This window comes from Achromobacter mucicolens (genome assembly GCF_029866465.1).
GTDB classification, from domain to species: domain Bacteria; phylum Pseudomonadota; class Gammaproteobacteria; order Burkholderiales; family Burkholderiaceae_B; genus Achromobacter; species Achromobacter mucicolens.
In genome coordinates this window covers 3,783,936-3,806,850 of the sequence record NZ_CP123364.1, presented here as the reverse complement: position 1 = coordinate 3,806,850, position 22,915 = coordinate 3,783,936, and the positions used below count along the sequence as shown (strand labels likewise).

24 protein-coding genes and 1 pseudogene are annotated in these 22,915 nt (G+C 66.4%); 9 read left to right on the top strand and 16 right to left on the bottom strand.

Annotation, left to right across the window (positions count from 1 at the left end):
* Positions 1-12: 12 nt before the first annotated feature.
* Together QEP15_RS17400 and mutS are read right to left on the bottom strand one after the other, a co-directional pair.
* Positions 13-1,206, bottom strand: coding sequence for a ribosomal protein uL16 3-hydroxylase (locus QEP15_RS17400; protein ID WP_280147772.1), 1,194 nt, complete (start codon positions 1,204-1,206; stop codon positions 13-15).
* Positions 1,203-3,857 carry a DNA mismatch repair protein MutS gene (gene mutS / locus QEP15_RS17395; protein ID WP_280147771.1) on the bottom strand — a complete coding sequence of 885 codons (2,655 nt, stop codon included), beginning with the start codon at positions 3,855-3,857 and terminating at the stop codon, positions 1,203-1,205. The genes QEP15_RS17400 and mutS overlap by 4 nt, the downstream gene beginning before the upstream one ends.
* A 257-nt stretch (positions 3,858-4,114) precedes the next feature.
* Between mutS and QEP15_RS17390 the strand changes: the two genes are divergently transcribed.
* The 4 genes from QEP15_RS17390 to QEP15_RS17375 all read left to right on the top strand — a co-directional run bounded on the left by QEP15_RS17390 (position 4,115) and on the right by QEP15_RS17375 (position 6,499).
* Entirely contained in the window at positions 4,115-4,579 is a 465-nt protein-coding gene (locus QEP15_RS17390) for a hypothetical protein (protein WP_280147770.1), read from the top strand.
* A gap of 101 nt (positions 4,580-4,680) precedes the next feature.
* Positions 4,681-5,076 (top strand): YkvA family protein, encoded by a 396-nt coding sequence (locus tag QEP15_RS17385; RefSeq protein ID WP_174245483.1) that lies wholly within the window; start codon positions 4,681-4,683, stop codon positions 5,074-5,076.
* A gap of 96 nt (positions 5,077-5,172) precedes the next feature.
* Entirely contained in the window at positions 5,173-6,075 is a 903-nt protein-coding gene (locus QEP15_RS17380; protein ID WP_152385027.1) for an aldose epimerase family protein, read from the top strand.
* 67 nt (positions 6,076-6,142) lie between these two features.
* Positions 6,143-6,499, top strand: a complete 357-nt coding sequence (locus QEP15_RS17375; protein WP_056323418.1) for a hypothetical protein — start codon at positions 6,143-6,145, stop codon at positions 6,497-6,499.
* A gap of 64 nt (positions 6,500-6,563) precedes the next feature.
* Here the strand turns inward: QEP15_RS17375 and QEP15_RS17370 are convergent, their stop codons facing one another.
* Positions 6,564-7,577 (bottom strand): zinc-binding alcohol dehydrogenase family protein, encoded by a 1,014-nt coding sequence (locus QEP15_RS17370; protein WP_056323421.1) that lies wholly within the window; start codon positions 7,575-7,577, stop codon positions 6,564-6,566.
* A 27-nt stretch (positions 7,578-7,604) separates the two neighbouring features.
* Entirely contained in the window at positions 7,605-8,399 is a 795-nt protein-coding gene (locus tag QEP15_RS17365) for an SDR family NAD(P)-dependent oxidoreductase (RefSeq protein ID WP_152385026.1), read from the bottom strand.
* A 113-nt stretch (positions 8,400-8,512) separates the two neighbouring features.
* On the opposite strand from QEP15_RS17365, the gene QEP15_RS17360 reads away from it, so the two are divergent.
* Entirely contained in the window at positions 8,513-9,415 is a 903-nt protein-coding gene (locus QEP15_RS17360; RefSeq protein WP_226846405.1) for a LysR family transcriptional regulator, read from the top strand.
* A 65-nt stretch (positions 9,416-9,480) separates the two neighbouring features.
* Here QEP15_RS17360 and QEP15_RS17355 read toward each other — a convergent pair whose 3' ends face one another.
* Complete coding sequence (locus tag QEP15_RS17355) at positions 9,481-9,999, bottom strand: DUF6496 domain-containing protein (RefSeq protein WP_280147769.1); 519 nt, start codon at positions 9,997-9,999, stop codon at positions 9,481-9,483.
* Between the two features lie 188 nt (positions 10,000-10,187).
* On the opposite strand from QEP15_RS17355, the gene QEP15_RS17350 reads away from it, so the two are divergent.
* Complete coding sequence (locus QEP15_RS17350) at positions 10,188-10,403, top strand: dodecin (RefSeq protein WP_062842102.1); 216 nt, start codon at positions 10,188-10,190, stop codon at positions 10,401-10,403.
* 732 nt (positions 10,404-11,135) lie between these two features.
* Here the strand turns inward: QEP15_RS17350 and QEP15_RS17345 are convergent.
* Both QEP15_RS17345 and hpxZ read right to left on the bottom strand, forming a co-directional pair.
* Positions 11,136-11,690: an NADPH-dependent FMN reductase gene (locus tag QEP15_RS17345; protein WP_056323434.1), complete on the bottom strand. Its 555-nt coding sequence runs from the start codon at positions 11,688-11,690 to the stop codon at positions 11,136-11,138.
* 156 nt (positions 11,691-11,846) lie between these two features.
* On the bottom strand, positions 11,847-12,221 hold the full coding sequence (hpxZ, locus tag QEP15_RS17340) for an oxalurate catabolism protein HpxZ (RefSeq protein ID WP_175155932.1): 375 nt from the start codon (positions 12,219-12,221) through the stop codon (positions 11,847-11,849).
* A 201-nt stretch (positions 12,222-12,422) separates the two neighbouring features.
* Between hpxZ and QEP15_RS17335 the strand changes: the two genes are divergently transcribed.
* On the top strand, positions 12,423-12,962 hold the full coding sequence (locus QEP15_RS17335) for an antibiotic biosynthesis monooxygenase (RefSeq protein ID WP_062839234.1): 540 nt from the start codon (positions 12,423-12,425) through the stop codon (positions 12,960-12,962).
* Between the two features lie 50 nt (positions 12,963-13,012).
* Here the strand turns inward: QEP15_RS17335 and QEP15_RS17330 are convergent, their stop codons facing one another.
* From QEP15_RS17330 to QEP15_RS17305, 6 genes are read right to left on the bottom strand one after another with little or no spacing between them, the layout of a single operon-like run.
* Positions 13,013-13,720 carry a GntR family transcriptional regulator gene (locus QEP15_RS17330; RefSeq protein WP_152385023.1) on the bottom strand — a complete coding sequence of 236 codons (708 nt, stop codon included), beginning with the start codon at positions 13,718-13,720 and terminating at the stop codon, positions 13,013-13,015.
* A gap of 42 nt (positions 13,721-13,762) precedes the next feature.
* Entirely contained in the window at positions 13,763-15,151 is a 1,389-nt protein-coding gene (locus QEP15_RS17325) for an AtzE family amidohydrolase (protein ID WP_280147768.1), read from the bottom strand.
* The gene (locus QEP15_RS17320) at positions 15,148-15,330 is read right to left on the bottom strand and encodes a DUF4089 domain-containing protein (protein ID WP_056323446.1); all 183 of its coding nucleotides are present in this window, start codon (positions 15,328-15,330) and stop codon (positions 15,148-15,150) included. The genes QEP15_RS17325 and QEP15_RS17320 overlap by 4 nt, the downstream gene beginning before the upstream one ends.
* A 27-nt stretch (positions 15,331-15,357) precedes the next feature.
* Positions 15,358-16,179, bottom strand: coding sequence for an ABC transporter ATP-binding protein (locus QEP15_RS17315; protein WP_056323449.1), 822 nt, complete (start codon positions 16,177-16,179; stop codon positions 15,358-15,360).
* Positions 16,179-17,033, bottom strand: coding sequence for an ABC transporter permease (locus tag QEP15_RS17310; RefSeq protein ID WP_371825591.1), 855 nt, complete (start codon positions 17,031-17,033; stop codon positions 16,179-16,181). Before QEP15_RS17310 ends, QEP15_RS17315 begins: the two co-directional genes overlap by 1 nt.
* 3 nt (positions 17,034-17,036) lie before the next feature.
* The gene (locus tag QEP15_RS17305; RefSeq protein ID WP_152385021.1) at positions 17,037-18,044 is read right to left on the bottom strand and encodes an ABC transporter substrate-binding protein; all 1,008 of its coding nucleotides are present in this window, start codon (positions 18,042-18,044) and stop codon (positions 17,037-17,039) included.
* Positions 18,045-18,286: 242 nt separating this feature from the next.
* Between QEP15_RS17305 and QEP15_RS17300 the strand changes: the two genes are divergently transcribed.
* Both QEP15_RS17300 and QEP15_RS17295 read left to right on the top strand, forming a co-directional pair.
* The gene (locus QEP15_RS17300) at positions 18,287-19,207 is read left to right on the top strand and encodes a LysR family transcriptional regulator (protein ID WP_056323455.1); all 921 of its coding nucleotides are present in this window, start codon (positions 18,287-18,289) and stop codon (positions 19,205-19,207) included.
* 112 nt (positions 19,208-19,319) lie between these two features.
* A pseudogene (locus QEP15_RS17295) lies at positions 19,320-19,989 on the top strand (hypothetical protein).
* 26 nt (positions 19,990-20,015) lie between these two features.
* On the opposite strand, the gene QEP15_RS17290 reads toward QEP15_RS17295, so the two are convergent.
* The 3 genes from QEP15_RS17290 to QEP15_RS17280 all read right to left on the bottom strand — a co-directional run bounded on the left by QEP15_RS17290 (position 20,016) and on the right by QEP15_RS17280 (position 22,889).
* On the bottom strand, positions 20,016-20,975 hold the full coding sequence (locus QEP15_RS17290) for a Bug family tripartite tricarboxylate transporter substrate binding protein (RefSeq protein WP_253856895.1): 960 nt from the start codon (positions 20,973-20,975) through the stop codon (positions 20,016-20,018).
* An 80-nt stretch (positions 20,976-21,055) separates the two neighbouring features.
* Positions 21,056-21,856: a class II aldolase/adducin family protein gene (locus QEP15_RS17285; protein ID WP_280147767.1), complete on the bottom strand. Its 801-nt coding sequence runs from the start codon at positions 21,854-21,856 to the stop codon at positions 21,056-21,058.
* A 106-nt stretch (positions 21,857-21,962) separates the two neighbouring features.
* The gene (locus QEP15_RS17280; RefSeq protein ID WP_056323466.1) at positions 21,963-22,889 is read right to left on the bottom strand and encodes a LysR family transcriptional regulator; all 927 of its coding nucleotides are present in this window, start codon (positions 22,887-22,889) and stop codon (positions 21,963-21,965) included.
* Between the last annotated feature and the right edge of the window lie 26 nt (positions 22,890-22,915).

Below are 22,915 nucleotides of genomic sequence, written 5' to 3'. Positions count from 1 at the left end.
CGTTTCCAAATACTACTCGGCTCGGTAATGAATCCAGCCCGAGTCCAGCCAATCGGCTAAACATGCCCGTGCTTCGTCGGAAAGACGGGCGCAGGCGGGATGCGCACAATCCAGGCTACGTGAATCGGCCAGCAGGCGCAACGCCGCATCCGCGGGCGTCATGGCGGTTTCTCCGTTGATGAACAGCTGTTTGCCGCGATAGAGCATGCGGCTGCGGCGGTCCAGCGCCAGGCGCCCGGATGCAGGCCAGTCCTCTTCCAGATCCACGTCCATGCCCTCCGGCGCATCGAACACGCTGAGGTTGCTGGGCTCGGTCAGCCAGCAACCCAGAAAGCGCGACGCCAGCGCGTCGTCAAAGCGCAGCTTTTCCACCGTTTCCAGCGTGGCGGCCACCAGTGCGTCGGGCAGCGCCGCAGGCGTGTCCACGGCCGGCTGGGCCGGATCGCGGTAGACGGCCGACAGCTTCGGGCCGGGCAGGGCGGGTTCGCCGTAGGGACCACCCAGAAGGCCCACGCGGGCCATGACCTGGTCCGCGGCCGCTTCCAGCAGGCCACGCGCCAGCGTCGCCTGCGTCGGCGCCCGGAAACCGATGGAGATCGTCATGCAGCCATCGCCCATGGCAATGCCGTCGTGGGCTGCCTGCGGCGGCAGGTACAGCATGTCGCCGGGCGCCAGCACCGCCTTTTCCTCGGGCTGGAAGTTGCTCAGGATCTTGAGCGGCAAGTCCGGTTCCAGCGACAGGTCCTTCTGGCGGCCATAGCGCCATTCGCGCTCGCCCGCGGCCTGCAGCAGGAACACGTCGTAGCTGTCGAAATGCGGGCCGACGCCGCCGCCGTGGCTGGCGATGCTGATCATCACGTCGTCCAGGCGGGCGTCCGGAATGAACCGGAACTGGGCCATCAGCTCGGCGGCCGCATCGCTGTGCAGGTCCACGCTCTGCAGCAGCAGCGTCCAGTCGCCCTCGTTGTCCTTGGGCAGACGCGCAAAGGGGCCGTTTTCCATCTGCCATTCGCCGTTCTCGCGCCAGATGAGGCGCGACTCCACGTCGTCGCGGCGCGCGAGTTTCTTGATGGCCGCGATGGTGACGGGCGGCTTGAACGCCGGAATGGCCTGGCGGATTAGCAGCGGCTTCTTCTGCCAGTAACGGCGCATGAAGTCGTTGGGGCTTTGATTGCCCAGGAGCGCAAGCGGATGATCGAGGTTCATTGGAGGTGCTTCTTCAAGCGGTAAAGGGCATCCAGCGCTTCGCGCGGGGTGAGGCTGTCGGGGTCGATGGCGGAAAGCTCCTCGCGCAGGGAGTCGAGCGCCTCGATGGTGTCTGCACGTTCGGCCTGCGCATACGCCTGGGCGTCGGCCTCGGCAGCAGCCGAGAACAACCCCAGCTGCGGCGTGGGGGCGCCTTGCGCTTCCAGGCGTTCGAGTTCGCGCGTCGCCTGCCGGATGACGGCGGCGGGCACGCCGGCGCGCTGGGCCACCTGAATGCCGTAGCTGCGGCTGGCGGGGCCTTCGCGCACTTCGTGCAGGAAGACGATGCCGCCCGCCGACTCGGCCGCGGCCAAGTGGACGTTGGCGGCCGTGGGCTGCTCGGCGGGCAGGCGGGTCAGCTCAAAGTAGTGCGTGGCAAACAGCGTCAGCGCGCGATTGTGCGACAGCAGGCGGCACGCAATGGCCCACGCAAGCGCCAGGCCGTCGTACGTGGACGTGCCGCGTCCGATTTCGTCCATCAGCACCAGGCTGTTGGGCGTGCTGGCCGACAGGATGGCCGCGGCCTCCGTCATTTCCATCATGAAGGTCGAGCGTCCACCCGCCAGGTCGTCGGCAGCGCCGATGCGGGTGAAGATACGGTCGATCTTGCCGATCCGGGCGCGCGAGGCCGGCACGAAGCTGCCAATGCGCGCCAGCAGCGCGATCAGCGCCACCTGCCGCATGTACGTCGACTTACCGCCCATGTTCGGGCCGGTGATGAGCAGCATGCGCCGCGCGGGATCCAGACGGCAGCCGTTGGGGGTGAAGCGTTCGATGGCGCGTTCCACCACCGGATGGCGGCCGGCCTCGATGTCGATGTCGGCCTGCTCGGACAGCTCGGGCGCGATCCAGTCGTGGCGCTGCGCGTGTTCGGCCAGCGCGGCCAGCGTATCCAGCTCGGCCAGCGCCGCGGCGCAGTCGGACAGCGGACGCACGTGCTCGGCCAATACGTCGAGCAATTGCTCGAACAGCCATTTTTCGCGGGCCAGCGAGCGGTCCTGCGCGGACAGCACTTTGTCCTCCCAGGTCTTGAGCTCGGGTGTGATGTAGCGCTCGGCATTCTTGAGCGTCTGGCGGCGGCGGTAGTCTTCGGGCACCTTCGCCGCCTGGCCCTTGGTGACTTCAATATAGAAGCCATGCACGCGGTTGAACTCCACGCGCAGGTTGCTGATGCCGGTGCGCTCGCGCTCGCGCGCTTCGAGCTGGACAAGGAAGTCTCCGCCGTCGGCGGCCAATGCGCGCAGCTCGTCGAGTTCGGCGTCAAAGCCGGCTGCCAGCACGCCGCCATCGCGGATGGCCACGGCAGGCTCAGGCGCGATGGCGCGCACCAGCAGGGCGGCCAGGGCAGGATCCACGGACAGATGCGAGATCAGTTCGCCGATGCGCGGCGAGGCCGACATCGGTTCGACCAGATCGGCCAGCGCGGGCAAGGCCTGCAGCGCGTCGCGCAGGCTGGCGAGCTCGCGCGGGCGCACGGAGCGCAGCGCCAAACGCGCAGCGATTCGCTCGATATCGGGAAAGGCGTTCAGCGCGGCGCGCAGGGCTTCGAGCAGGCCCGCCGAGCCGAAGGTCTGCTCGACGTCCATGCGCCCGGCCAGCAGCGCCGAAATGGTCTGCTGGCGCGCCAGCGCCTGGTCGTTTTCGCGCAAGGGGTGATGCAGCCACCGGCGCAAGAGGCGGCTGCCCATCGGCGTGCGGCAACCGTCCAGCAGCGAGAACAGCGTGGGCGAGTCTTCGCCCGACAGCGTCTGCGTCAGTTCCAGGTTGCGCCGTGTGACCGGGTCCAGCAGGACGAACTGCCCGGGCCGCTCGGCCGACAGGCTTTGCACGTGCGCCAGTGCCTGCGACTGCGTGCGCGCGGCATAGCGCAGCAACGCGCCGGCCGCGCAGATGCCGGCGGGCATGTCTTCGATGTCAAAGCCCGCCAGCGTGTCCGTCTTGAAATGCGCCAGCAGGTGCGCTCGCGCGCCGTCGCTTTCGAAGTGCCAGTCCGGCACGCGGGAGCGGGCACCCTCGAACGGAAAGTCGAACTCCGCGGTGTCGGCGCAAACGATCTCCGCCGGCGCAATGCGGTGCAATTCCGATTCCAGCTGCGCGGGCGCGCATTCGGTCACCCGGAATTCGCCGCTGGCCAGATTCAGCCACGCCAGCCCCGCGCGCGGCGCGCGAGCGCTGCCGCTGACGCAGATGGCCGCCAGCGCGCGATCCGCCTTGGCGGGCAGCAGGGCGTCGTCGGTCAAGGTGCCGGGCGTCACGATGCGCACGATGCGGCGCTCGACCGGCCCCTTCGAGGCGGCCGGATCGCCGATCTGCTCGCAGATGGCGACGGACTCGCCCATCGCCACCAGCCGGGCCAGGTATTGCTCCATGGCATGCACCGGCAGGCCAGCCATGGGGATGGGCACGCCGTTGGACGAGCCCCGCTTGGTCAGTGTCAGATTGAGCAGCCGCGCGCCGCGCTCGGCGTCTTCGTAGAACATTTCATAGAAATCGCCCATGCGATAGAACAACAGCAACGGCCCGGCCTCGGCTTTGAGGCGCAGGTATTGTTGCATCATGGGGGTGTGGCCCGGGTGGGCGTCGGCGGCGGTATTTTGCAGTGCAGAATTCATGCCCGTGATTGTATCGGGGCGGACAAGGCGCCGCCGAGCCGGGGCGTGGCGATTTGGCGGTGGGTTGCGATTTTTCGCATGACTGCGCACCTGGACGAATGGTGCGCATACGAAACAGGCTGAATCGCGCCGAAATCGGCTGAAATAACCTTCGGAAATGGACGCGCAGTTGCCCGCGACAAATGTCGCTATGGTAGTTGCCTGGCCGCATAACAACGCGGTGAGATGACACCGACCTCCACGCCATTGGGAACAAAATGAAAGTCAAATCCATGCTGTCTTTCGTCGTGCTTTCCTTGCTCACCGCCGCAGGCGCCCAGGCAGACAGCTGCCGGGCCAATTACCAAGGCGGGGAAGATTGCCGGTACGACGATGGCACCACGTCGTCGAGCCGCTCCAACTACCAAGGCGGCTTCGATACGACCTATAGCGACGGCAGGACCTCCACCAGCCGGAAAAACTACACTGGCGGTTTTGACACCCGCTACAGCGATGGCAGCAACTCCACCAGCCGGTCAAACTATACCGGCGGCTACGATACGCGTTATAGCGACGGCTCGTCCTCGTCCAGCCGGAAAAACCACACGGGCGGTTATGACACCCGCTATAGCGATGGCTCATCGTCTTCCAGCCGGAAAAACTACAACGGCGCCCTGGACACCCATGCCCGGCGTGACAAAGACAGCAAGGCCGATACCCGCCGCCCGGCCGGCGGCCGCTGACTGATGCTGGGGTTTGACACATGCGGACAAGTTGGCGTCGGACACCCTAAAGGGATGGCGGCTCTTACAATCGGCCTCCCAAACGAATAGGCTGCCCAGCCGTGAACACAAGCGAAAAGTTGAAGGCTTGGGCCAGGAGAATCAAGCGTGACGGTGTGACGCTGTGGTTCGCGGGCAAGCACCCTCGAACGCCTTGGTACGCAAAGGCGCTTGGCGTGTTCGTGGTGGCTTATGCCTTGAGCCCGATCGACCTGATTCCCGACTTCATCCCGGTGCTGGGATATGTCGATGACGTCCTGCTGCTTCCCGTCCTGATCTGGCTGACGATCAAGTTGCTTCCTGCGGATGTCGTTGCCGAATGCCGCCTGCGCGCGGACGAATGGATGCGGGAAAAGGGTGCGAAGCCCAGAAGCCGCCTTGGCGCGATATTGATCGTGGCGATCTGGATATCCTTTGGTGTGGCGGCCTGGTTGTGGTGGGGTGCCCGAGGCGCGTGAGCGGCGCCCCGGCTACGCCAACTTGCAGCCCCAACGCGCCGCCGGGCACAATCGTCCCGACGTGGCGCGTGTGGACGCCGCGGGAGTTTCAACGCCATGCCCGATATTGCCGTTCCTGACGTGCTGGATGCCAGCGAGCGCGTTTCCATTTCAAGCGGCGACCACCAGGCCGAGTTCGCGCCCGGCGGGGGCGGCCGGCTGACGCGGCTCTCCACCGGCGGACACGACTGGATCGTGCCGCTGACCGCCACCGAATGGCCGGCGGGCCGATGGCCGCGTGCCGGATCCTATCCGCTGGCGCCGTATTCCAACAGGATCCGCGACGGCGTCTTCACGTTCAATGGCGCCCGCTACGCATTGCAATCCGTGCCCAACCGGCCGCAGGCGATTCATGGCTCGGGGCTGTTCCAGTCCTGGCTGGTCCGCAATCTGACGCCCGACAGTGTCGATCTGGTGCTGGATCAGCCGGCCGGCGTGCTGGGCTGGCCCTGGCCGTTTGAATGCGTGCAGCGCTGGCGGCTGGACAGCCGCGGGCTGAGCCTGAAGATGGCCATCACCAATCGAGGCGACACGCCCATGCCGTGCGGGATGGGCATCCATCCGTATTTCACGGCGCAGCGCGTCACGCTGCACGCCCGGCGCATCTGGCCGTCGGACGAGAAAGGCTTGCCCACGGGCAGCAAGACGACGACGGTGCGAGAGCTGCGCCAGTCCGCCGAAGGCTGCGACACGTACCTGTCGCAATGGCAGGGCCGCGCGACGCTGCACTGGCCCGACGGCCACGAACTGGCGCTGCATGCCGACCCGGCGTTCGCGCATCTGGTGGTGTACACGGCCCCGGGTGCGGATTTTCTTTGCGTGGAACCGGTCAGCAACGTGGCCGATGCGTTCAATCTGGCGGCGGCGGGCGAGACCCGAACCGGCATGCAGGTGCTGGAACCTGGAGAGCGTTTTGCCGCCACGCTTCTGCTGGGGCTTGCGCCAGCGCGGAAAAAGTGAATGGCAGCTTGGTAAGCGCCGCACCCTGCGGCGATAATCCGCTCAAACCAGAATCAGGAGTCGTTACGTGAAAAAGCTCAGCACCGAACAATTGCAGGCTGCGGTCGAGACGCTTCGCCGGACGCAGGCCAAGCTGGCTCGCGCCGGCAACCTGCCGCTTGAGCCCACCATCTACGCCAGCGCCAAGGGTTTTCGCCGCAACGTGCCCGATTATGTGTGGTCCTGGCTGTCCGGCCTGCTGGCGCCGCACAAGAGCCTGTCGGCCTGGATGGACACGCACCAGCCGGGCTGGCGCGAAGGCAAGACGCCGGCGGCCGCCGTCTATGCCCGCACGGAAAACGGCTGGTTCCAGTGGCTGATCGCCGAACTGGAAGCCGAAATCAACGACCCGCACGCGCGCGCCAAGCGCGAAGGCCGAGGCTGATTGGCCTGATCGCGCCCGGCGCGGCGCGCCGGCGCACGCGATCCCGTTCGGGATCGCCGCGTTTCTAGAACCCCTCCAGCACGATCTTGCCGCGCGCCTTGCCGCTTTCGATGAAGGCGTGGGCGCGGCGCAGGTTTTCGGCGTTGATCTTGCCGTAGTGCTCGCCCAGCGTGGTGCGCAGCGTGCCGTTGTCGATCAGGCGGGCAGCCTGGTTCAGCAACTCGTGCTGCGCGATGAGGTCGGGCGTGTTGTGCAGCGGCCGGGCAAACATGAATTCCCAATGCAGCGAGGCTGACTTGCCCTTGAGCAGCCGCACATCGATCGCGGCCGGGTCGTCGATCAGGGCAATCTTGCCCTGCGGCGCAATCGCTTCGGCCATCTGCGGGAAATGCGTGTCCGTGTGCGTCAGGCCGGCGATATAGCTCACATTGTCAAAGCCGATGCGCTTGAGTTCGCCGGCCAGCGGTTGGGTGTGATCGATGACGTGATGCGCGCCCAGGTCGCGTACCCAAGCCTGGGTCTCGGGTCGCGAAGCCGTGCCGATCACGGTCAGGCCCGTGAGCTGTCGCGCCAACTGCACCAGGATCGAGCCAACCCCGCCTGCCGCCCCGATGACGAGCAGGCTGCGCTGGCTGGGCGCGGCGTTGTCCAGCACCCGCAGGCGGTCGAACAACAGTTCCCAGGCGGTGATCGTGGTCAGGGGCAGGGCGGCCGCCTGCGCAAAATCCAGGCTCTTGGGCATGTGGCCGACGATGCGCTCGTCCACGACATGGCGTTCGCTGTTGGCGCCCGGACGGGTCAGGGCGCCGGCATACCAGACGCGGTCGCCCGGCTTGAAAAGGCTGGTGCGCGCGCCGACCGCGCGCACGATGCCGGCGGCGTCCCAGCCGATGATTTCGGGCTGGCCGTCCTTGGGCTTGCGGTTGGCGCGGATCTTGACGTCCACGGGGTTGACCGAGATGGCATGCACGTCCACCAGCAGGTCGTGGTCGCCCGGCACGGGTTCGGGGGCGGTGATGTCCTGCAGGGCATCGGCGTTGTCGGCGGGCAGGTTCTTGAAGTAGGCAATGGCTTTCATGGCGGGAGCGTCCGGCGGTTCAGGGGTTCAGATGATGGAGCGGACCACGCCGCCGTCCACGCGCAGGGCCGCGCCGTTGGTGGCCGACGCTTGGGTCGAGCAGGCGTAGACGACCATGTTGGCCACTTCTTGCACGGTGGCCAGCCGGCGCAGCAGCGAGGTGGGGCGATGCTGGGCGATGAAGTCCTGCTCCATCTGCGCTTGCGAGACGCCTTGCTCCTTGGCCATTTGCGCGAAGAAGTCGGCGACCCCGTCGGAACGCGTGGGGCCGGGCAGCACGGCGTTGACGGTGACGTTGGTGCCGGCGGTCAGCTCGGCCAGGCCGCGCGAGACCGCGAGCTGGGCGGTCTTGCTGACGCCGTAGTGGATCATCTCGGCCGGGATCTGCACGGCGGATTCGCTGGAAATGAACACGATTCGGCCCCAGTTGGCGGCCAGCATGCGCGGCAGGTAGTAGCGCGACAGCCGGATGCCGCTCATGACGTTGGTGTCCATCATGGACTGCCAGTCGTCGTCGGTGATTTCGGTGAAGGACTTGGGCGTGAAGGTGCCGGCATTGTTGACCAGGATGTCCACGTCGGGATGCGCGGCGCATACCGAGGCGGCGCCGTCCGCGGTGGCCAGGTCCGCCTGCACGGTCGTGACCTGGGCGCCTGCAACTTGCTGCGCGACGGCCTGGGCGGCCTGCGCAAGCTTGGTTGCGTTTCGGCCATGAAGGACGACCTGCGCGCCGGCCTCGGCCAGTCCAATGGCAATCGCCAGCCCAATGCCACCGGACGATCCGGTGACAAGCGCCTTCTTGCCGATCAGTTCGATTTTCATGCGGGGACTCCTTGCGTGTCGGGGGAATGAATGCATGATTACCCACTCCGCACCGGTGAAAAACGGGCTAGCATCGCAGGCAGTTTCAATAAATTTTTGAAAATGAGGCCGAATTGGTCCGATTCGAGGATTTGAAGATCTTTGTCGCCGCGTCGGATCTGGGCAGCTTCTCCGCCGCCTCGCGTGAGCTCGACCTGACGCCGGCGGTGGCCAGCGCCGCGCTCAAGCGGCTGGAAGAGGCGTTGGAAACGCGGCTTTTCGTGCGCTCGACACGTAGCCTGCGTTTGACCAGCGATGGCGAACGCTACCTGGAATATGCGCGCTCGGCGCTATCCACCCTGGAAGCCGGCAAGAACGCAATGGCGCGCGACAAGACGGACATTGCCGGCACCTTGTCGGTATCGATCCCGTCCGACCTGGGCCGCCACGTGCTGCTGCCGTGGCTGGACGAGTTCCAGCGCCAGCACCCGCGCGTCAACTTCCAGCTACGCATCAGCGACCGGCTGGCGGACCTGTACCGGCAACCGGTCGACATCGCCGTGCGTTACGGCACGCCGAACGATTCCAGCCTGGTCGCACTGCCGCTATCCGAACACAACCGGCGTGTCGTATGCGCGGCGCCCGCGTACCTTGCGCGGCACGGCGTGCCGCAAACGCCGGCGGACCTGCGCCGCCACAACTGCCTGTCGTTCGTGCTGGGCGAAACGCTGCACGATCGCTGGACTTTCGAGCATGAGGGGACCAGCCTCACCATTCCCGTCAAAGGCGATCGCGTGGGCGACGACGGTGACCTGGTGCGGCGTTGGGCGCTGGCTGGGCACGGCATCGCGTACAAATCGCGCTACGACGTGCTGAGCGACTTGCGCGCGGGCCGGCTGGTCGAGCTGCTTGCCGGCTATGGCAGCGAGCCGTCGCCGCTCTATCTGCTGTGCGTGCATCGCATGCTGCTATCGCCCGCGGTGCGGCGCTTGCGGGAATTTCTGCAGGAACGGTTCAAGGCGTTCGAGGCGGGCTAGCCGCACGTTTAGGAATTGCTGCGGTATCGCCACGCCGCATCCGTTGGCCTTGTCAGTGCGCCATATCAATGCGCCGCATGATGCCCGCCTGCGGCCTGCTTGTTCGCTGCACGCGTGCGTGCCGCCTTCTTGGCAGCGGCTGAGCGGCCAGCCGCACCCTTGGTTGCTGCTGCCTTGCGCGCGGCGGCCGAGCGGTCGGCAGCCGTGCGCTTGCTGGCCGTCTTGGTCGCGTTGCGTGACAGCGCGGACTTCGACGCGGGCTTGGTGCTTTCCTTCTTCAGGGCGTTGGTCGTGGCCTTGGAGCGCGTGCTCGACTTGGCATGGCCGTCGTGCGCCGCGCGGGTGTCCTGCGCTGCCTTGCGTTTGGTCTCGGCGCTGGCGTTCTTGGGCGTACCCAGCTTCACCCCGGCGCGGCGTGCCTTGGACAGGCCAATTGCGATCGCCTGCTTGCTGGATCGCACGCCATGCTTGCCCTCGCGCACATTGTCGATTTCCTCGCGCACGAATTCGCCGGCTTGGGTCGATGCTGATTTGCCTTCGCGCTTGTCCCGCTTCGCGCGCTCGATGGTCTTTCGTTCAGGCATGGTGGTCTCCTTTGCTTCGTATTGCAAAAGCGATTCCGTCGCCGGTCGAGACCGCGCGACGGAACTCGTAACACTAGGCTATCGCTGCGCAGGTATCCTGTGTGTTCGAATGGATTGCCGGTCGTAAGCGCCGGAACACGGCGAAAGCACCGACGATTCACGACTCACCCCCTATGCGGAGACGAGCTATGTCGAATCATGTCTACAAGCAGATCGAGTTGGTGGGCTCTTCCACCAAGTCCACCGACGATGCGATCGCGAAAGCCATCGAGCGCGCGTCCGAAACCTTGCGCAACCTGGATTGGTTCGAGGTGACCGAAGTGCGCGGCCACATCAAGGACGGCAAGGTGGCGCACTGGCAGGTAGGGTTGAAGATCGGCATGCGGCTGGAAGGCGATTCCTGATCCCGCCGCTGGTCATTGCTTGACCACGCCTCGCAAGTCACTGTCGCATAACGAGTTTCTGTACTTGTTGTGCGACTGTTCATAGGCTTGTCCACATTCCATGGGGACAAGCCTGTCCGCTTGTCCACCGTCCCATCTCATCCTCATCCCGCGCGCTGCGGCGGCGGCACGGTGAGCGATTCTTGCCCGCACCCTGCAAGTCGATGATCTGCAAGGCTTTTGGCAGAGTACCCGCAGACTGTCCTCAGGCTTATCCACATTTGGCGGGGACAACCCCGGCACGGTTAAACCGCGTTTGGGCCTTTCTTGACCACGCTCTGCAGGGCATTGATATGAAACAGGATTTTCCACCTGCCCTCATACTGTCCTCATCCTTGTCCACAGAAGGCGGGGACAAATCCACACTGGGGCGTGCGCCGTCGCCATGACGGTCCCCACAGCGCCGAAAACCGGGGATAACTCCGCCAGAAATCGTCCATAAGGATGATTGCGCATTTATTGATCGCGCATCGCAAGTGCTTGGCGAGACAGGGAATTTTTGATCTGCCCCAAGGCTGTCCTCACCTTTCTCCACAGTTGGAGGGGATAAGTGGGGGCGAGCCGGAAGATGCGATGGTGGCTGGCACCCAACCATAAAAAAGCCCCTCGACGCATCGAGGGGCTTGATCGCCCGGAGGTAGATCGGGCGATCGGCGCCGGCACGCGCGGGGCGTGGCCGGCGTCGGCGGCAGATCAGGCGTTCATTTTCTTGATCCAGTCGACGTAGCGGTCCACCCAGCCCTGCAGGAACTTGCGGGTGCCTTCGTTGGTGATGGTGAACTGGTCGTCGACGAGGCCTTCGGAATACTGCAGGAAGACTTCCGGTGTGGTGAGCGCGTTGGCGCCTTCGGCGGCCAGGATGTTGCGCAGGTGTTGCTGCATCATGGCCGTGCCCGCGGCGCTGGGCGATGCGCCCAGGATGCCGACGGCCTTGCCGGTCCACGAGTTCTGGCCCCACGGGCGCGAACCCCAGTCGATGGCGTTCTTGATGGCGGCCGGGACCGAGCGGTTGTGCTCAGGAGACACGAACAGGATGCCCTGCGCGTCGGCGATCTGCTGCTTGAGCTTGGCGGCGGGGGCGGGCAGGTTGTTTTCGTTGTCCTGGTTGTAGAGCGGGATGTCGCCCAGGCTCACATACTCGAACTTGAAGTCGGCCGGAACCAGCTTTTCCAGCGCACGCGCCACGCGCAGATTGATCGAGGCGGCGCGCAGGCTTCCGACGAAAACCGCAATCTTGTATGTGCTCATGAGCAGGGGCTCCAACAAGGAAAAGGGAACGGCCAGTGTAGACCTGCAGAAGTCCGGGCTCAATGCCGTTTGCGAATATTCACATGGCGTTTGGCAATGTCGGCCTGATGCCCGCAGGGCCCACGCGTCTTGACGGTACGCGGGCGATCGACGATGTCACGTCATCAGGCTGACATGGGCGGCCACGACGCGCCAGCCTTCGGGGGTACGCATCCATGTCTGGCTCTGGCGTCCGGTGCGGGTGCTGCCGTCGCGCTGGAATTCCAGGTTGGCGGTGGCGAAGTCCCGGCCATAGGTGGTGATGGCGGTGCGCAGGACCTGTCTTGCCAGGCCTTGCGGCGAACGCTGTGCGCGGAAGGCGCGAATCTCGTCGTAACCGTAGAGGTTTTCGCCGGCGCCGTAACGCAGGGTATGCGGACTGTTCCAGAATAAGGCGTCCAGCACCTCCACGTCGTTGGAAACCAGCGCCACTTCGTAGCGTTCGACAACCGCGGTGACCTCGGCCACGACGTCGGGCAGATTGATGTCCATTGCTGCTTATCTCCGGTATGCACCAGCTTGGTGCGTGAAGTAGGGGTAATCACCAATATGGGGTGTGTTGCGGTGCGCAAATATCCACGCGCCAGACCGCGGAAGCCCTCGCAAGGCGGGATTGCTGCGCTGCAAGGCTGGCACGCCGTTTGCTAGGGTTAACGTGCATAACACGCTGCACGCTGCCCCAGGAGTATCACCATGTCCGCATCCGCCGTTTCCGTTCCGGTCACCATGATGGTGACGCGGCACATCGCGCCCGAACGCTATAGCGATTTCCTGTCCTGGATGCGCCAGGGCGAAATCCTGGCGGCGGGCTTCCCGGGGTTTCTGGGATCTGGCGTGCTGCAGCCGCCCGAAGGCGGCGACGAATATCAGATCTTGCTGCGCTTCACGGACGAGGCGAGCCTGAACCGGTGGGAGAAATCCCTGCCACGCCGCATGTGGCTGGAGCGCGGCGCGAGCCTGGTGCGGGCGAGCCACGAGCATCGCGTGAAGGGCACGGAAGGCTGGTTTGCGCCCAAGGCCAGCACGCCGCCGCGCTGGAAGCAGGCGATCAGCATCTGGCTGGCCTACTTTCCGGTGCTGCTGGTGTTCTCGATGCTGGTGAGCGAACACTTGAACATCCTGCCGGTGTTCTGGCGCGTTCTGATCACGAGCGTGATACTTACGCCCATCATGGTGTTCTTCTGTATTCCATTCATCTCGCGCGTGCTGCATCGCTGGCTGCGCGCCGGCTGAGGCTGCGGGGGCGCTGAGCCGTGCGCCGGGCGCGGCGGCGTTCTTCAGCTTCACGCGGCCTTGGCGCGGCGGGTCGAGTACAGCCGGTGCAGCGTGATCTTGCGCACGGCGTTCTGGCTGTCCTGGATATGCGCGCGCAACAGGTCTGCCGCGCCTGCGGCATCGCGCGCCAGGATGGCCGACAAGATCGCGGCGTGTTCCCGGTACGTGGTGCCGATGCGGTCGGGCTGGGTGAAATCCAGCCGCCGCACGATGCGGATTCGCTCGGTGGCGGCGCGGTGCACGCGCGCGATCTCCGGGTTGCCGGCGGCCGCCACCAGCTCGACGTGAAAGCGCTCATCCAGATCCGCCAGCCATTCGCAATCGCTCGAACGCTCGCTTTCGTCCACCAGCCACGTCTCGGCAAGCGGGCGCAGCGCCAGCAGCGGATCGGGCGACTGGTCCGGCGCGCACAGCGCATGCACCGCGGCCGCTTCCAGCACGCTGCGCAGCTCATAGAAATGATCCAGCGTTTCGAAATCCAGCGGCTTGACCAGCCATCCATTGCGCTGGCGCACCTCTAGATAGCCTTCCCGCTCCAGCCGGAACAACGCCTCGCGCACGGGCGTGCGGCTGACCTGCAGGCGGTCGGCGATCTCGGTCTCGGTGAAGCGGTCGCCCGGGGCCAGGCGGAAATCCAGGATGTCGCGCTTGAGCGTGGTGTACGCGGAGTCGGCCAGCGTGCGCGGCATGTCGATGGCGGCGAAGGCGGTGTCCATGTCGAGGCTCCAGGCGTTGCGGGTGGTGGGGCGGAATGGGCGTCAGACTGGCCGGACGCGAGCTGCGCCGGCTTGTTCCAGCGCATGGGCTGCGCGCAGGCAGTCGATCTCGCGCCACGGGGCGGCGATAAGCTGCACACCCAGCGGCAGATGGCCGTCCTCGTCCTGCTCCGGCCATGTGGGCGCGGTGCAGACCGGCAGGCCGATGGCGGAAATCGGTTGCGTCAGCAGGCCCATGCTGGCGCGGGCCGGCAGTTGCTTGCCCGCCAGCGTCAGCCAGTCCGCGCCGATGGGCGTGGCGCTGACGGGCGTGGCCGGGGCGATGAGGACGTCGTAGTGTTTGAAAAGCGCCAGCGCTTCGAGATAGGCGCGATGGCGCACGCGCTGCGCCTGTTGCACCCAGGCCGCAGGGATGAGGCTGCCGGCCACCAGGCGGTCGCGCGAATGCGGTTCGTAGTAGTCGTAGTGCGTGACGAGCCGGCGGCGGTGCAGCGCTCCGCCTTCGGCCGCGGTGATGACGAAGGCGGCGGCGCGGGCCTGCGCCGCGGCGGCAAAGTCGACCTCATCGGTGGCGCCCAGCGCGCGCGCGGCAATCTCAACGGCGCGGCGCGCCTGTGGCCCCGCCCATTCCGAAAAGTGGCCGCCCAGCACTCCGACGCGCAGCTCGCCCGCGCTCTCGGAGAGGGCCGGCAACGCGGGCGTGGCGGGGCGCTGCGCGCAGGCGACGTCGGACTCGTCCGGGCCTTGCAACGCGTCGTAGGCCGCGGCCAGATCGCTGACGCTGGCCGCGAAGGGCCCCAGGTGATCCAGGCTGCCGACAAAGGGGAAGGAACCGGTGCGCGGCAGGCGGCCGAAGGTGGGCTTCAGGCCGAAGACGCCGCATAGCGAAGCCGGCACGCGGATCGAGCCGTTGGTGTCCGACCCCAGGGTCAGCGGCACCAGACCGCCGGCCACGGCAGCAGCGCTGCCGCCGGACGAGCCGCCCGCGATGCGGGCCGTGTCGTGCGGGTTGCGGCACGCGCCGTAATGCGTGTTTTCCGTGGTGAAGCCGTAGGCGTGCTCATCCATGTTGAGCGCGCCGATCAGCACGGCGCCCGCCTCGCGCATCCGCGCCACCAGCACCGCATCGCGGCTGGCAGGGGGATTGGACGCGTTGACGCGTCCGCCGGCCAGCGTGACCTCGTCGGCGACATCAAAGAGGTTCTTCACGGCGTAAGGCACCCCGGCCAGCGGCGGCAGCGTGTCGCCGCGCGCCCGGCGCGCATCGATGGCCAGCGCTTCCTGCCGCGCGCGGCTTTCCGTCAGGGCCGTGAAGCAGTTGTAGCGGGGATCGCGCTCGCGCACGCGGGCGAGGGTGGCGTCCAGCACCGCCACGGCGCTGCGTTCGCCGCTGCGCACCTGGCGGGCGATATCGTGAGCGGGGCCGGTCACGGGCGGAACACCGAGGCCGATTCCAGTTCCACCGGCAGCGGCTCGTCGGCAAACGCGGCGGCGATGTCGTGGATGCGGGCGAACTGCTGTGCCACCTGCTCGGTGGCGGACTCGCGCAGCGCATACCCCGACAGCGCCAGCGCGCTGCGCACGTATTGGTCGATGGTTTCCTGTGTCATGGCGGATGCTCCCGGTGATGGCGTGGGTTACTTGCGCACTTCGCGCTGGAAGATCTCCAGGCTCAGTTTCTTCATCTGGATGAAGCTGGGCTCGGACAGCGTCTCGACCGTGCGAGGGCGCGCATCCGTGTAGTCCAGGATCTCGGCGACCCGCGTGGGGCGCTTGGTCAGGAGCAGCACCTGGTCGGCCAGGTACACGGCTTCCTCCAGGTCATGCGAGACCAGCAGCATGGTGGTGCCGGTCTGCAAGAAGACTTCCTGCAGCTTCTCGCGGATGAACAGCGTCATCTCGAAGTCGAGCGCCGAAAACGGTTCGTCCAGGAACAGCACCTCGGGCCCGGGCGCCAGCGCGCGCATGATCGAGGCGGTCTGCTGCTGGCCGCCGGAAAGTTCGTAGGGATAGCGGTTCAGATCGAACTTCACGTCGAACGAGGCCACCAGTTCCTCGACGCGCGCGTCGACCTGGGCCTTGCTGCGGCCCTCCAGCCGCAGCGGATAGGCGATGTTGTCGATGGTGCGCAGCCACGGGAACATGGCTTCACGGTAGTTCTGGAACACGTAGCCGATCTTGGTCTGCGCCAGCGATTTGCCGTCGAACAGGATCTCGCCGGCATCGATCGGGATGAGGCCCGCGATCATGTTGATCAGCGTGGACTTGCCGCAGCCGTTGGGACCGAAGACCGAGACGATCTTGCCCTTGGGAATGTCCAGGTTGAAGTCTTCATACAGCGGCCAGCCGGCGAAATACTTGGTCAGGCCGCGGATGGTGATGTGCGTGCCCAGCGGGCCCGGTTGAAAAGGCGCGGCGGCCGGTCCGGGGGCGATGGCGGGATTGATGACGGTGGACATTATCGGCCGCTCCAGTGAACCACGCGCTTTTCCAGCACGAGAAAGAGAATGTTGAGCACATAGCCCAGCGCGCCGGCCGCCAGGATCGCGGCGTACATCTCGCGCACGTTCAGCACCTGCTGCGCATTGATGATCCGGTTGCCCAGGCCGCTGTCCGAGCCGATGAACATCTCGGCCACGATCACGATGACCAGCGCCATCGACACGCCGCTGCGCAGGCCGACGAAGGTGGGCTGCAGGCTTTCCCAGATCAGCACGTCCTTGAAGATCTGCCAGCGCGATGCGCCCATCACGCGCGCGGCCATCACCCGCTGCTTGCGGGCGTTGATGACGCCGTAGGCGCTGTTGAACAGGATCACCAGCACGGCCGCGAAGGCGGCGATGGCGATCTTGTTCATGTCGGTCACGCCGAAGATCATCAGGAACAGCGGGATCAGCGCGGAGGACGGTGTGGAGCGGAAGAAGTCCACCAGGAACTCGACGCTGCGGTAGGCCTTTTCATTGCTGCCCAGCAGCACGCCCAGCGGCACGCCAATCACGCCGGCGATCAGAAAGGCCTGGACCGTGCGGTTTAGCGAGGACAGGAAGTCGGCCAGCAGCGGGCCGCCCGCCATGCCCTTGACCAGCGCCACGATGGTGGCGCTGGGCGTGGGCAGCAGCACGGGGCTGACCAGCTGCAGCCGTACCACCAGGTCCCACACGATGAACAGCGCAAGCGGGCCGATCAGGGGAAGCAGGCGCGCGCTGTTGAACTTGCGCGGCGGTTTGGACATGCCCGGCTGCGCCTTGGGCGGCGCGGTGCTGGAGGCCGTGGAAGGGGCGGGCGTGGCGCCCGTAGCCGTGGTCGCGGTCATGGATCAGCCCTTGTAAAGCATGGTCGAGACGTCGACCTTTTGCGCGAAGATGCCCTTGTCGGTGAAGAGGTCGAAGAACTTCTGGAAGTACTGCACGTCGCTGGGCGTGAACTCGTTATGCAGCGTGTAGGCGGCCAGCGGCACTTCCTCGGTCATCGGACCTTCGATGGCGGTGTAGCCCTTCAGGAAGGGGCGCGCCTCGGCGGGGTTGGTGCGGATCAGTTCGATGCCGCGCGCGTACGCGGCGATGAATTTCTTGCTTTCCTCGGGATGCTTTTTCAGGAAGGCGGTGGTGAGCGAGGCCGAGCCGCCGAACCACGGCGCCATGGGATCGCCCAGCACGTATTTGGCGATCACGCCCGTTTCCAGCACGCGGGTCGTGCCGTTCAGGCGGCCCACCGTGCCCGTGGGTTCAAGCGTGTAGCACGCATCCAACTGGCCGGCGGCAACCGCGGCGACGTGCTGGCTGATCGCCAACTCGACCACGGTTGCTCCGGTTGCGCCGGCGCGCTCCAGTACTGCCTTGGCCAGCGTGGAATTCTGGATGCCGGGACCAGAACCGACCTTTTTCCCCTTGAGGTCTGCGATGGATTTGATGGGACTGTCTTTCGCGACGATGAACTCGTCCAGCACGTTCTTTACGTTGCTGGGGTTGGACGCAAAAATCTTGAACAGGCCGGGCGAGGCGATCTCGCCGATGGCCAGGTTGGCCGAACCCGTGCCGTTGGCGCTGCCGTCGGCACGGCCCGCGAGCATGGCTTCCATGACCTGCTGCGCGCCGGCGAACTTCAGCGCCTCGACGTTCAGGCCCGCTTCCTTGAAGTAGCCTTTCTCGATGGCGGCGTAGAACGGCAGGCCGGCGGCCACGGGCCAGAAGCCGATGCGAATGACCGGGCCCGATTGCGCGCGCACCAGCGCCGGGGCGGCGAGCGCCGCGGCACCCATGGCGGCGCCCTGGATCAGGCGGCGGCGGGTGGCGTTGAAGGCGTAGGGTGCGTTGCGATTGATCATGTGGGGCTCCTGGGCTGCTTGAGAGGGGGCGCTTGTAGACAAGCTTGCATACCAGTCATCAAGCAATACCCGTGCCAGGTTGTGCGCCGGAAGGTTTGCCCCGTGGCGCGCCCGCTTGCCGCTTCAGGCTGGTGCCCGCCGTGAACCAAGATGGTGCAAGGCGCACCACATAAGGGGACATAGCGGCTTGCCGCGCGGGCGGGCATGCGCGCGCCCGCCGGGATGGCAGTAGCATCTGGCCCATGAACACGCGTTTTGTCGAAGCCTTTCTGTGGTCCGCCCGGCTGGGCAGTTTCCGCGCCGCCAGCGACCGCCTGCACATCACGCAGGCGGCGGTGGCAAACCGCGTCGCGTCGCTGGAAGAAGACATCGGCGCGCGCCTGTTCGAACGCGACGCCAAGGAGCTGAAGCTGACCGCGGTCGGCACACGGCTGCTGGACTACGGCGAGCGCCTGCTCGAGATCCGCCAGCAGATCCTGTCGCTGGGCAAGCGGGGCGACGAGGTCGCCGGTCTGGTGCGCATCGGTGCGATCGAAACCGTCGTGCATACGTGGCTGATCGGTTTTCTGACGAACCTGCGATCGACGTATCCGGGCATCGAGGTGCAGCTCACGTCGGAAACCACGCGCGCCCTGCATCGCGGCCTGCGCGAAGGCACGCTGGACATCGCGTTCCAGACGGATGTGCTGAACGACACGGGCATCATCAGCATGCCGTGCCTGCCCATGGAAATGGGCTGGGTCGGGCCGGCGGGGGGTGAAGACGCCATGACGGTGCATGACCTGCTGGGCGAGCCGGTTTTGACGATGAGCCCGGGCTCGCAGCCGCACGAGGCGCTCAAGGCGCTGTACCGCGAGGTGGGCATGCCGCAAGGCAAGGTGCATTTCGTCAGCTCGATCTCGGCGCTGGCGCGGCTGGTGCGCAGCGGGTTCGGCCGCGCGCTTGTGCCGTTGCCGCCCATCTACGAATACGTCGCGCGCGGCGAGATCCAGGTGATCCGCACCGATCTGCCGGCGCCGCCGCAGCTGCTGGTGGTGAGCTACCTGGAAAGCGGCGGGTCCGACGCCATCCGGCTGGTTGCCGAGCTGGCCTGCCGCGCGTCGGATCAGTTCACGGCCGCGGTGGTGGCCCCGCAGGCCGAACCGGCCCGTTGGCAAGGGTGAAAACCCCGGATCGCTTTCAGTAATTCTGTTGCCGGGCGCAAGATTTATTGGTTTGCCGCGCGGCGGCCTGCGCCCGAAGATGAGGCCTTGCTCATCCCGACCCTCTGACGCCATGACGCCTGATTCCGAATTCCCGCTTGTGCCCAACGGGCTGCTTTTCGTCGCAACCGACGTCGATCCCGCCGATGAACCCGATTTCAACCGCTGGTACGACCGCGAGCATGTCGAGGAACGCGTGCGTATTCCCGGCTTCCTGTCGGGCGCGCGCTATGTGTCCGTGCAGGGTGGGCGCAAGTATCTGGGCCTGTACCGCACCCAGTCGCTGGGCGCGTTCACCACGGCGGATTACCGCGCCGCGTTCGAGCGCCAGACCGCCTGGTCGGTGACCAACCTGGACCGCATGCGCGATCCGATGCGTCGCGTGTGCGCGGTGGAAGCGGTGACCGGCGCGGGCAGCGGCAGCCAGCTTGTGGTGCTGCCCTTGCCGGTGGGCAGTGCGGGTGCGCCGGTGGCACGGGCGCGTAATGCCGGCGCCGAATTGCGTGAGGTCGACGGCTTCGTGCGGTCTTGTCTGCTGGTGCCCGACGCGGCGCTCAGCACCCCGCTGCCGCGAGAGTCCGCCAGCGGCCGCGTGCTGTCTCCCCCTGTTTGTTGTCGAGGCCAGCACGCCAGCCGCGGCGCGAACCTTGCGCGATGGCGCCGCCGCGGCGTTTGATGCCGATCCCGCCACAGCGTGGTGGTACGCGCTGGGGTGGAAGCTGGAGGCGGCGGACCTCGCCTAGCGGCTTGCCGCTTGCGGCCCAGCGCGTCAATGCGCCTGCGGATCGAACTTCTTGACCAGCACGGCCCACTTGTCGTGTTCGCGCTTGATGAAGGTGGCGAACTGCGCCGGCGTGCCGCCGACCGGCTCGGCGCCTTCACGCAGCATCTGCTCGTTCAAGGCGGGCAGCGTCGCGTTGACTTCGCGGTTGACCAGATCGACCACCTGCTGCGGCGTGCCCTTGGGGGCGAAGAAGCCGAACCACGAACCCGCGTCAAAACCCGGATAGCCGGACTCGGCGATGGTCGGCAGCTCGGGCAAGGTGGCGGACCGTTGCTGCGTGCTGACCGCCAGCGCGCGCAGCTTGCCGGCGCGGATGTGCCCGATCACCGACGGAATGGTTGCGAACATGAAGTCGATGCGGCCGGCCAGCAGGTCGTTCACGGCGTCCGCGCCCTTGTACGGCACGTGGGTGGCGTTGACCTTCAGTTCGTCCATCAGCATGTAGCTGGACAGGTGCGACGAGGTGCCCACGCCGGTGGAGCTGTAGTTCAGATCGCGCGCGGACTTCACGTATTTCAGAAAGCCCTGGATGTCCTTGGCGGGCGAGGACGGCGGCACGACCAGCACGTTGGGAACGGTCGCGATCTGCACCATCGGCACCAGGTCGGTGAGCGGATCGTAGGACAGCTTGTTCAGCGACGGATTGACGGCGATGGGACCGACCGAGTTCACGATCAGCGTGTGGCCGTCGGGCGCGGCGCGCACCACGTACTCGGTGCCGATGTTGCCGCCCGCGCCGGGTTTGTTTTCCACGACGAAGGGCTGGCCCAGCTTCTGCGTGAGCGTGTTCGTGACGCTGCGGGTGAGCGTGTCGGTGGTCCCGCCGGGCGAGAAGGCCACGATGACCTTGACCGGCCGGTCGGGATAGCCGGCGGCGCTGGCGGCGGGCGCGGTACAGGCGCCCGCCAGCGCCGCGCAAGCGAGCAGGGCTTGGGCAGTTTTCATGATGTCTCCTCGCGTGGTCGTTGTCGTGTGATGAGGGCCCCGTGCCGCCACGCCGGCCGGGACGCTGAAAAATCGGATGGTCAGTCGCGGTAACCGGGATCGATCCGGTCCAGCTTGCGCAAGAGCGCGGGCCACTCCATGACGCCGTAGGGGCGCCGGGTGCCAGGCTGGTAGTTGTTCCAGGTTTCTTCCAGCACCGGTTGCGGCACGGGCTGAAGCCGAGCGCCCGTTGCCATGGCCGCCAGTTGCGAACGGCAGGCCAGTTCCAGGCGGTGCATCCAGTTGAAGGCCTCGCCCACGGTGCGGCCCACGGTCAGCGCGCCGTGATTGCGCAGGATCAGCGCCTCGCCCTGGCCCAGATCGGCCAGCAGCGAGGCCTGCTCGTCGGTGCCCAGCACCACGCCCTGGTAATCGTGGTAGCAGATCTTCAGAAATCGCATGGCGGTCTGCGTCAGCGGCAACAGGCCGCATTCCAGCGACGACACGGCCATCGACGCCCAACTGTGGGTGTGGATGACGCAGTCCACCTCGTGGCGGTGGGCATGCACCGCGCTGTGGATCACATAGCCGGCCTTGTTGATGCCGTAGTTCAGATCGCCGAAGTCGGGCTTGGACAGGATGGTGCCGTCCAGGTCGACCTTGATGAGGCTGGAGGCCGTGATCTCCTCGTACATCATGCCGTAGGGGTTGATGAGGAACGCGTTGTCCTCGCCGGGCACGCGGGCCGAGATGTGGTTGGCCATCATGTCGGCCATGCCGTAAAGCTCGACCAGCCGGTAACAGGCCGCCAGGTCCACGCGGGCTTGCCACTCGGCGTCGGAGCAGTGGGGGCGCATGGAGGAAATGCCCAGCCGGCCGGGGCGATTCGGAGTAGTGGTCATCGGATTTCGTGAAGGTAAATCGCCGCGGCACGCTGCCGCGACTTGATGTGGATCAATTTATCTTCTAGAAAACCGACCGCCTAGGGATCCTAAGCGTATGGGGGCATCACGAATCGAGAAGGGTGGCGCCTGGCCAGCCGCCGTGCCGGACCAGGGCGCGCATGGCGTCCAGCAGCACCACGCGCGCGGCCAGGGCCGCGGGCGATAGTTCGTCGTCGCTGATGCAGTAGATCTGGTTGCGGCGAAAAAGATATGGGTCGTCGATGGGGTGCATGCTGAGCAGCCCGGTTTCGACGCGGGCCACGGCAGCGCCGGGCTGGATCGTCGCGATCGGATGGGCCTGAACCAGGTCCATCAACGTGGTCAGGCCGTCGACCTCGACGCCGATCCAGGGCTCGATGCCGGCCCGCTCGAAAGCCGCCTCGACCCACGCGCGCAGCCCGTGCGCCTTGCTGGTGACGGCCAGCGGCAGCCCCGCCAGATCGGCCATGCGGACGGGTTCGCCATCGGGACGCTCCATCATGCCGCGCGGGGCCAGCAGGAACAGGCGTTCGTCCAGCACCGGCACCACGCTGCGGCCTTGCGCGCTGTCGTTCTGAAATAGGACGGCCAGATCCAGCCGGCGGGCGTTGAGCAGGTCGCCCAGGTTGCCCGACAGGCCCTCGACCAGATGCAGCCGCACGTTGGGATAGCGCTCGGTCATGGCGGCATAGAACGGACGCGCCAGCAGCGACGCGGTGGTGGGCGCGAAACCGACGCTGACCGTGCCGGCCAACCGCGCCTCGCGCGCGGCCGCAATGGCGCTTTCCGCATGCCGCAGCGTCAGCTGCGCCTGCCGCAGGAAGGCCGCGCCGGCGGGCGTGGTGGTCACGCCCGTGGTGCTGCGCGTGAGCAGCCGCGTGGCCAGCTCGCTTTCCAGCCGGCTGATCTGCTGGCTGAGCGCCGAGGCCACCACGCCCAGGTCTCGCGCGGCCCGGCCAATGCTGCCCAGTTCGGCGACGCGGACGAAGTAACGGAGTTGGCGCAATTCCATGGGGCGAATTCCAGAGTGAAAAAGCA